The organism is Nocardioides sp. NPDC058538 (assembly GCF_042719275.1).
Classification (GTDB): domain Bacteria; phylum Actinomycetota; class Actinomycetes; order Propionibacteriales; family Nocardioidaceae; genus Nocardioides.
Genome location: NZ_JBHXNY010000026.1, coordinates 1 through 8,991, shown reverse-complemented (window position 1 = coordinate 8,991; position 8,991 = coordinate 1). Strand labels below are relative to the sequence as shown.

Here is an 8,991-nt window from a genome sequence, read left to right as displayed (position 1 = left end):
GCCCCGCCCGGGTTTGGTCTCCCCGTCCGCCCCCCCGCCTGGGCCCTCCCGGCCGGGGTTTGTGTCGCCAACCCCCCCCCCCCACCCCCCCGACTCGGCCGCCAAACGTACGCATTCGGCGGCCACGACGACCGACTCGCCGGATGGGAGATCCTGGGACGCGCACCGGCGACGGGGGAGGATTGGCGGGACATGAGACTGCCTACTCGCCAGATTCCCTCCGTACTCCCAGGTATCCGCGGCACGCTCCGCGCGGGGCGGCCGACCAGGGCCCTGATCCCGCGGCTCAAAGAGGGCGACATCGCGGTCATCGACCATGTCGACCTGGACCGAAGCACCGCGCTGGCGATCGCGGCGAAGGGCGTCATCGCCGTGGTCAACGCCCAGCCGATGGTCTCGGGCCGCTACCCGAACCGGGGCCCGCAGACGCTGGCCGACGCCGGGATCGAGGTGATCGACAGGATCGGCGAGGCGGGGCAGGAGTTGCTGGTCGACGGGCGGAAGGCCCGGATCCTCGACGGCGAGATCTTCGACGGTGAGCGGCTGCTGACCGCGGGTCGTGCGCTCGACCAGGAATCCCTCGACAAGGACCTCGAGGACGCCAAGCGGGGCCTGAGCTCCCACCTGGACCTCTTCACCCACAACAGCAGCGAGCTCCTCAAGCGCGAGGAGGAGGTGCTGCTGCACGGCAACGGCGTACCTCCTCTGGACACCCCGCTCGCCGGGCGCCCTGTCGTGGTGGTCGCCGACCATCCCGACCTGGACCGGCTCCTCGGCGACCTCGCCGGCTTCTTGCGCGAGCAGCGCCCGGCGATCATCGCGGTGGGTCCTGCGGCGAAGAGGCTGACCAAGAAGCAGGTACGCCACGCCGTGGTCGTCCTGGGCCCCGACACCGATAGCTACCCCGAGCCGAAGGTGCTCACCAGTGCCGCCGAGGTCGTCCTCGCGCCCGGCGCCTCCGCGAGCGAGAACGCCACCGAGCTCCTCGACCGGATCGGCGTGCAGCCGAAGCGGTTCGACTCCGCCCTCGCCCCCGAGGACGCCGCCCTCCTGGTCGCCTACGCCCAGCACCCCTCACTGGTGGTCGGGGCCGGGCTGAGCACCACGCTGACCGACTTCCTCGAGGACCAGCGCCCGGGCCTGGCCGGCACGTACCTGACCCGGCTCGCCCTCGGCCCGACGCTGATCGACGCGTCCGCGGTTCGGGCGGTGCGCCGTAAGGAGCCCCGCAGCCGTCGGCTCGTCCTCCCGGTCCTGGCCGCGGTGACGGCGCTGGCGATCGGCGTACCCGCAGGCGTCTGGGCCGCCGACCACGACCTCACCGCGATAGGCGGGGGGATCGTGAACAGAGCGGACGACGGAGCCGCGGCGAGCCCCACCTCCGGTGAGAGCGAGACGAAGGCCGCGAAGGACCCCCAGCAGAGCGCCGAGGCCCAGTTCGTGGCTGAGGCCGGCGACACCCTCCTGCCCGGCAGGCTCACCGGCCAGAAGGTCGCCGTCGTCACCCTTCCCGGCGCCGACCAGAAGACGGTCGCCGCGCTCACCGGCAAGATCAAGACGGCCGGCGGTGAGACGACGGGGGTGCTCGACGTACGACCGAATCTGCTGGACCCCGACCGCAAGCAGTACGTCGACAGCCTGGCCACCCAGCTGGTCAAGCAGCTGGGTCGCGGGGACACGAAACAGGCGACCTATCAGCGGATGGGCCAGGTGATCGGGGAGACCTACGCCGGCACGAAGCCGCCCACGGCGTTCGACCAGCCCGCCAAGACCGCCGCTGTGGCGTTGCTCACCGGCGACCTGGTCAAAGCTCAGGGACGACCGACCGGACCGGCCGGGCTCGTCCTGGTCGTCCTCGGCGAGGACAGCGAGGACACGACCGCGGTCGAGGGCCTGGTCGAGGGCCTCGGCGCGACCACGAAAGGCCTGGTCGTGACGGCACCCGCGGGCTCCGAGGACCTCGAGACGCTCCGCGCCAACGACTGGCCGGGCTGGTTCGCGTCGGTCGACGGCATCGAGACCACCACCGGTCAGATCGCCGCTCCGCTCGCGCTGGCTCGACAGAGGAGTCAACAAGGTGGCGATTTCGGTGCGTCAGGTTTCGGCGGCCTGCTGAAGCGTTGATAGGATTGAGGCCCATGAAGTCGGCGAGCTTGACCAAGCACATTTTTGTCACCGGGGGCGTCGCCTCCTCATTGGGAAAGGGCCTGACGGCATCGTCCCTCGGCCGCCTGCTCCGTTCGCGTGGTCTGAGCGTGACCATGCAGAAGCTGGACCCGTACCTCAACGTGGACCCCGGCACCATGAACCCGTTCCAGCACGGTGAGGTCTTCGTGACCAACGACGGTGCCGAGACCGATCTCGACATCGGCCACTACGAGCGGTTCCTCGACACCGACCTGGTCGGCCATGCCAACGTGACCACCGGGCAGGTCTACTCCAACGTGATCGCCAAGGAGCGCCGCGGCGACTACCTCGGCGAGACCGTCCAGGTGATCCCGCACATCACCGACGAGATCTCCGAGCGGGTCCTGGCCATGCACGGCCCCGAGATCGACGTGGTGATCACCGAGATCGGCGGCACGGTCGGCGACATCGAGTCGCTGCCGTTCCTCGAGGCCGCCCGCCAGGTGCGCCAGCGCCTCGGCCGCGACAACGTCTTCTTCGTGCACGTCTCCCTGGTGCCCTACATCGGCCCGTCCAAGGAGCTCAAGACGAAGCCGACCCAGCACTCGGTGATGGCGCTGCGCCAGATCGGCATCCAGCCCGACGCCATCGTGTGCCGCGCCGACCGCGAGCTGCCCGAGGGCATCAAGCGCAAGATCGCGCTCATGTGCGACGTCGACGAGGACGCCGTGGTGACCGCCGCCGACGCCCCGAGCATCTACGACATCCCGAAGGTGCTCCACCGCGAGGGCCTGGACGCCTACGTCGTACGCAAGCTCGACCTGCCCTTCCGCGATGTCGACTGGGCGCTGTGGGAGGACCTGCTCCGCCGGGTGCACCACCCCAAGGAAGAGCTGACCATCGGCCTGGTCGGCAAGTACATCGACCTGCCCGACGCCTACCTGAGCGTCGGCGAGGCGCTGCGCGCCGGCGGCTTCGCCAACGAGGCCAAGGTCAACATCCGCTGGATCCCCTCCGACGAGTGCGCGACCCCCGAGGGCGCCGCCAAGAACCTCCACGACGTCGACGCCGTCTGCGTCCCCGGCGGATTCGGCATCCGTGGCCTGGAGGGAAAGCTCGGCGCGCTGAGCTACACCCGCGCTCACCAGATCCCCACGCTCGGCCTGTGCCTGGGCCTGCAGTGCATGGTCATCGAGTACGCCCGCAACGTGCTCGGCCTGGAGAAGGCCGACTCCACCGAGTTCGACGCCGAGACTCCCGAGCCCGTCATCGCGACGATGGAGGAGCAGAAGGCGTACGTCGAGGGCGCGGGCGACCTCGGTGGCACGATGCGCCTGGGCCTCTACCCGGCCGAGCTCCAGAACGGCTCGATCGCGGCGGAGGTCTACGGCGAGACCTCCATCGAGGAGCGTCACCGCCACCGCTACGAGGTCAACAACGCCTACCGCGACCAGCTGGAGGACGCCGGCCTGGTCTTCTCCGGCCTCTCGCCCGACAACCAGCTCGTCGAGTTCGTCGAGCTGCCTCGCGACGTACACCCCTACTACGTCTCCACCCAGGCCCACCCCGAGCTCCGCTCGCGGCCGACCCGCCCGCACCCGCTCTTCGCCGGGCTGGTGAAGGCGGCCCTCGACCGGCAGAAGGAGCAGCGGTTCCCGATCGACGAGTCCAACCTGCGCCGTGAGGTCAGCGAGGTCGAGCTGCCGGAACCGGCTGACGCCTGAGCATCAGTTGACAGAGCCCCTGGGGCCGGCACGCGCCGGCCCCAGGGGCTCTGTCAACTGTGTTCTAGCGACGTACCTCGCCGGTCGGCTTCACCTCGCCGCGCCAGGCGCCGGTCTCGGTGCCGCGGTGCTCGATGAACTTCTTGAACCGCTCGAGATCGCCCTTGGCCCGCATGTCGACGATCTTGAGGACGTCACCGGTCTTCTCGATCGCGCCCTCGGGCTCGTACTCCAGGCGGAGCGTCACCTGGGTCGTCTTCGCCATCGGGTCCTGGGTGAACGACACCGTCCCCTTGTTCTTGGCACCCTCGACGGCGCGCCAGGTGATGCGCTCATCGGGAACCTGGTCGACGATCTCGGCATCCCATTCGCGGGTCACACCGCCGATCTCGGCCTTCCAGTGCAGGTGCTTGTCGTCGAGCTGCTTGACCGACTCGACGCCCTCCATGAACTGGGGGAACGACTCGAACTGGGTCCACTGGTCGTACGCGGTGCTGACCGGGACCTCGACCTGGACGCTCTTCTCGATGGTGCTCATGTCGTGTCTCCTCTCGATTGCGTACGAGACGAGGGGTACCCGCCGTCCTCGCGGGCCATACCTTCTGGGCCCGGATTCTGGCTGCCCTAGAGCGAGCGAGCCGCTACCTGCCGCGAGTGCACGTCGGCCATCCGGATGACCGTCTGCCGGACGAAGGGGACCAGTGTGTCGCCCTCACAGGCGGCGCGTGCGGTAGCGGCGACCTCCTCACCGGCATGCACCGGGTAGAAGCGGAGCTGGAGCCCGTAGGCGAGCAGGCCGCCACCCCTGATCGCGGCGACGGCGTCGAGATAGCGCTGGGCGTATGGCGCCAGGATCTCCTCCTGGCCGGGCCGCCAGAACGCCGAGCTCAACGCGTATCCGCCGTCGGTGCGCGGCAGCCGGCGCTCGATCATGGACACCTGCCAGGCCTCCTCCTTGGCCTCCGCGAGCGGCTGCGCGGTGCGTACGCCCAGAGCACTGACCCAGGACTCGGGGTCCGGGTCGCGCGCCTCCAGGGCGGCGACCGCCTCGGCGTCGTAGTCGCCGGTCTCGGCGCGCCGGCCGAGCAGCCGCCAGGCCACCTGTACGTCCTCGCCGGCCCCTGCCTCGGCCAGCGCGAGATGCTCGGGCGTGGAGGCGTGCGCTGCGACGACGCGAAGAGCGGTGTCGCGGTTGGTCGGGTCCTCGGCGAGCGCCGCGGCCGCTCCGGCGACCAGTGCGCGCTGCTCGGCGACCCGCTCGGGCGCCGTCCACAGCTCGGCAGCGGTGACGGCCATGCTCAGGAACTCGCCGGTGACCTGCGGGTTGCGCTCGTTCTCGAGGACCGAGAGGACGCGCGAGACGACCTCAGGGCCGGCGATGTCGCCGCGGAACAGGGCCGTCCAGGCACTGCTGACCGCGACCGCCCGTGCCACCGCGTCGGGCAGCAGGCCGGCGTTCTGGCCGAGCCAGGCTTCGCTGGCCTCGTCGGAGCGCACCGCCGCGAAGGTCACGTCGGTCGCGTTGACCAGGTGCGCGGCGGCATCGGGGAGCGAGACCGCGACGGGCTCGCCCGCCACGGTGACCGCAGTGGTGGCGAGCAGGGCACCGGAGGCGTCGTAGGAGGCGATGTCGAGCCGGTGGGGACGTACGGTCCCGTCGGGGCTGGCGACCGACACCTTGCCGTCGGCGAGGGTGATCACGTCGGTGCCGGCGTGGTCGAGCCACGCGGTGGTCCAGGCGGAGAGGTCCTTGCCAGCGGCCGCGCCGAAGGCGCTCATCAGGTCGTCGAGGACGGTGTTGCCGTAGGCGTGCTCGGCGAAGTACGACTGCAGCCCGGCGAGGTAGGCCTCCTCGCCGATGTAGGCGTGCAGCTGCTGCAGCACGGCCTGGCCCTTCATGTAGGTGATCGCGTCGAAGTTGGCCATCGCGACGTCGACGCTGGGGACCACGCCGCGGATCGGGTGGGTGGCGGGCGTCGCGTCGATGTCGTAGCCCGCCTTCTTCTCGGTCAGTGCGATCGAGGCCCACACGTCGGCGTGGTCGGGGAGGGCGGCCGAGGCCCACACGGCCGCCCACGAGGCGAAGGCCTCGTTGAGCCACAGGTCGTCCCACCAGCGCATCGTGACCAGGTCACCGAACCACATGTGCGCCATCTCGTGGAGGACCACATTGGTGCGCTCTGTCCGGTCGGCGTGGGTCGGCGCCGTGCGGAAGAGGAACACGTCGCTGTGGGTGACCGCGCCCCAGTTCTCCATCGCGCCGCCCATGTCGGGCACGAAGATCTGGTCGTAGCGGCGCTGCGGGAACGGCATCGCGAACTTGGTGCCGAACCAGGCCAGCCCGTGCTCGGTGACGTCGAGGATCTCCTCGCGGTCCCGCTCGAGCTGGCTTCGCAGCGACTGACGGGCGTAGAGCCCCAGGTCGTAGCCGCCGCGCTCCTCGCGGACCTCGACGAACGGGCCGGCGTTGACCACCACGACGTACGTCGAGAGCGGGGGAGTGTCCTCGAAGACCCACGTCCGCGCGCCGGCCGCCTCGTCCGAGACGTTCGCCGGTGCGGAGTTGGAGAGCACCGTCCACTGCTCGGGCGCGGTCACGGTGAACGCGTGCACGGCCTTGAGGTCGGGCTGGTCGAAGCAGGCCCACAGCCGACGAGCGTCGTCGGGCTCGAAGGAGGTCCACACATAGACGTTGCCGTCGGAGGGGTCGACGGTGCGCAGCACGCCCTCGGAGGAGGCGGTGTCGGACTGGGAGGCGGTCACGACCAGGGTGTTGGTCTCGGCGAGGTCCTCGAGCGGGATCCGGCCGGCGCTGATCGCGGCGAGGTCGAGCTCGGTGCCGTTGAGCGTGGCCGCGCTGACCTCGGCCACGCAGTCGACGAACGTGCTCGAGCCGGGGGTGGCGGAGAAGGTGATCGTGGAGACGCTGGAGAGCGTCTCGCCCTCCAGCAGACCGGTCATGTCGAGCGCGATGTCGTAGCGATCGACGGTGATCGTGGCGGCCCGCGTGGCAGCTTCCTCCTGGGTGAGTGAGGCAGGGGCGGAGGGGGAGGTGTCAGACATGAGCCGAGGGTAGCCTCGGGCCATGACATCGGACGCACGAATTTCCGACTCCGCCGTGCCGCTGGACCAGGGACCGCTCACCGAGTGGGACGTCCCGGAGAGCTGGCCGGTCGCCTCGAGCGAGGATCTCCACCGTGACGGCTGGGTGGTCGCGCTGCGCGCCGACCGGATCAACCGCCCCGGCCACGAGGACGAGGAGCCGTTCCGCCGCCTCGTGGTCGAGCATCCGGGCGCCGCGGTCGTGCTGGCGCTGGACGAGGAGGAGCGGGCCCTGGTCATCACCCAGTACCGCCATCCCGCCAAGCGGCGCTTCGTCGAGCTGCCGGCCGGCCTGATCGACTATCCCGGCGAGGACCCGCTCGACGTAGCTGTGCGCGAGCTGCGTGAGGAGGTGGCCCACGAGGCGGCCGAGTGGACGCCGCTGCTCTCGACGTACGCCTCGCCAGGGCTCACCGAGGAGATCCACCACTTCTTCCTCGCCCGCGGCCTCACCGCGAGCGACCGCGACGGGTTCGAGCTCGAGCACGAGGAGGCCGAGATGAGCGTCCACTGGGTGCCCTTCGAGGAGCTCCTGGAGGCAGTGCTGAGCGGCCGGGCGACCGACTCACCGGTCGTCCAGGCCGTGCTTGCGTACGCGGCTCTCAAGTCTCGTGGCAGAGTCTGATCAGGGGCCTGGTCAGGACCGAGCGACGCGATTTTGGTGACTTGCGCCACACCGGGTTAGACATGCCGCGTCAGGCGGCGCACATCCGGCTGACCCTCAACCCCACGGATCACCACATTCAGGGGCCATCATATGAAGGGCAGGGCAATGAGAATCGGCGTACCCAAGGAAGTCAAGAACCACGAGTACCGGGTGGCGATCACCCCCTCGGGCGTCCACGAGCTGGTGGCCAACGGCCACGAGGTCTTCGTCCAGGCCGGTGCCGGCGTCGGCTCCTCGATCCCGGACAGCGACTACGCCGCGGTCGGCGCCAAGATCCTCGGCGATGCCGACGAGACCTGGGGCAACGCCGACATGGTGCTCAAGGTCAAGGAGCCGGTCGCGGAGGAGTACCACCGCCTGCGCGAGGGCCTGACCCTGTTCACCTACCTCCACCTGGCCGCCGACAAGCCGCTGACGCAGGAGCTGCTGGCCAAGAAGGTCACCGCGATCGCGTACGAGACCGTCGAGCTGCCCAACCGGGCGCTGCCGCTGCTCTACCCGATGTCGGAGGTCGCCGGCTGCCTGGCGCCCCAGGTCGGCGCCTACAACCTGCTCAAGGCCCAGGGCGGCCGCGGCACGCTGATGGGTGGTGTCGGCGGTGTCGCCAACGCCAAGGTCGTCATCATCGGTGCCGGCGTCTCCGGGCAGAACGCCGCCAACATCGCACTCGGTATGGGTGCCGACGTGACGCTGCTCGACACCGACCTGGAGAAGCTGCGGATGTCGTTCTGGCGCTACTCCAACCAGGTCCACGGGCTCGCGTCGAACAAGCTCGCGCTCGAGGAGCAGGTGCTCCAGGCCGACCTGGTCATCGGCGCCGTGCTGATCCCGGGCGCGGCTGCGCCGAAGCTGGTCACCAACGACCTGGTCTCGCGGATGAAGCCGGGCTCGGTGCTCGTCGACATCGCCATCGACCAGGGTGGCTGCTTCGAGGACTCCCACGCCACCACCCACGCGGACCCGACCTACCAGGTCCACAACTCGACCTTCTACTGCGTGGCCAACATGCCCGGCGCGGTGCCGAACACGTCCACCTACGCGCTCACGAACGCGACGATGCCGTACGCCGTCGCCCTGGCCAACAAGGGCTGGACCCAGGCGCTGCGTGACGACGCCGCGCTCGCCAAGGGCCTCAACACCCACGCCGGCCAGCTGACCAACGCACCCGTGGGTGACGCCGTCGGCATCGCCTCGGTTCCGCTGGAGACGGCCCTCGCCTGAAGCCGAGTCGGCTCGTTCTGAGGTCCAAGCCCGCCGAGTCGGCTCGTCATGACGAGCCGACTGGTACGTAGATAAGCCCAGTCACGGTCCTCTCAGCTGGCTTGTGGGAGGTCGGTGAGGGTGACGCCGTAGCCGAGTGTTTCGAGTTGT

Annotated in this window: 6 protein-coding genes; 4 read left to right on the top strand and 2 right to left on the bottom strand. The window is 69.9% G+C overall.

What is annotated here, in order from left to right; genetic code table 11:
* The first annotated feature begins 192 nt into the window (after positions 1–192).
* Complete coding sequence (gene steA / locus ACFWQC_RS20740; protein ID WP_378682208.1) at positions 193–2,124, top strand: putative cytokinetic ring protein SteA; 1,932 nt, start codon at positions 193–195, stop codon at positions 2,122–2,124.
* A gap of 14 nt (positions 2,125–2,138) precedes the next feature.
* On the top strand, positions 2,139–3,851 hold the full coding sequence (locus ACFWQC_RS20735) for a CTP synthase (protein WP_378682205.1): 1,713 nt from the start codon (positions 2,139–2,141) through the stop codon (positions 3,849–3,851).
* Between the two features lie 64 nt (positions 3,852–3,915).
* On the opposite strand, the gene ACFWQC_RS20730 is transcribed toward ACFWQC_RS20735, so the two are convergent.
* Both ACFWQC_RS20730 and pepN read right to left on the bottom strand, forming a co-directional pair.
* Positions 3,916–4,389, bottom strand: a complete 474-nt coding sequence (locus ACFWQC_RS20730) for an SRPBCC family protein (RefSeq protein ID WP_378682202.1) — start codon at positions 4,387–4,389, stop codon at positions 3,916–3,918.
* A gap of 86 nt (positions 4,390–4,475) precedes the next feature.
* Positions 4,476–6,914, bottom strand: a complete 2,439-nt coding sequence (pepN, locus tag ACFWQC_RS20725; protein ID WP_378682200.1) for an aminopeptidase N — start codon at positions 6,912–6,914, stop codon at positions 4,476–4,478.
* Positions 6,915–6,936: 22 nt separating this feature from the next.
* On the opposite strand from pepN, the gene ACFWQC_RS20720 reads away from it, so the two are divergent.
* Positions 6,937–7,578, top strand: coding sequence for an NUDIX domain-containing protein (locus ACFWQC_RS20720; protein WP_378682197.1), 642 nt, complete (start codon positions 6,937–6,939; stop codon positions 7,576–7,578).
* Positions 7,579–7,725: 147 nt separating this feature from the next.
* Positions 7,726–8,841, top strand: coding sequence for an alanine dehydrogenase (ald, locus tag ACFWQC_RS20715; protein WP_378682194.1), 1,116 nt, complete (start codon positions 7,726–7,728; stop codon positions 8,839–8,841).
* Positions 8,842–8,991: the final 150 nt, after the last annotated feature.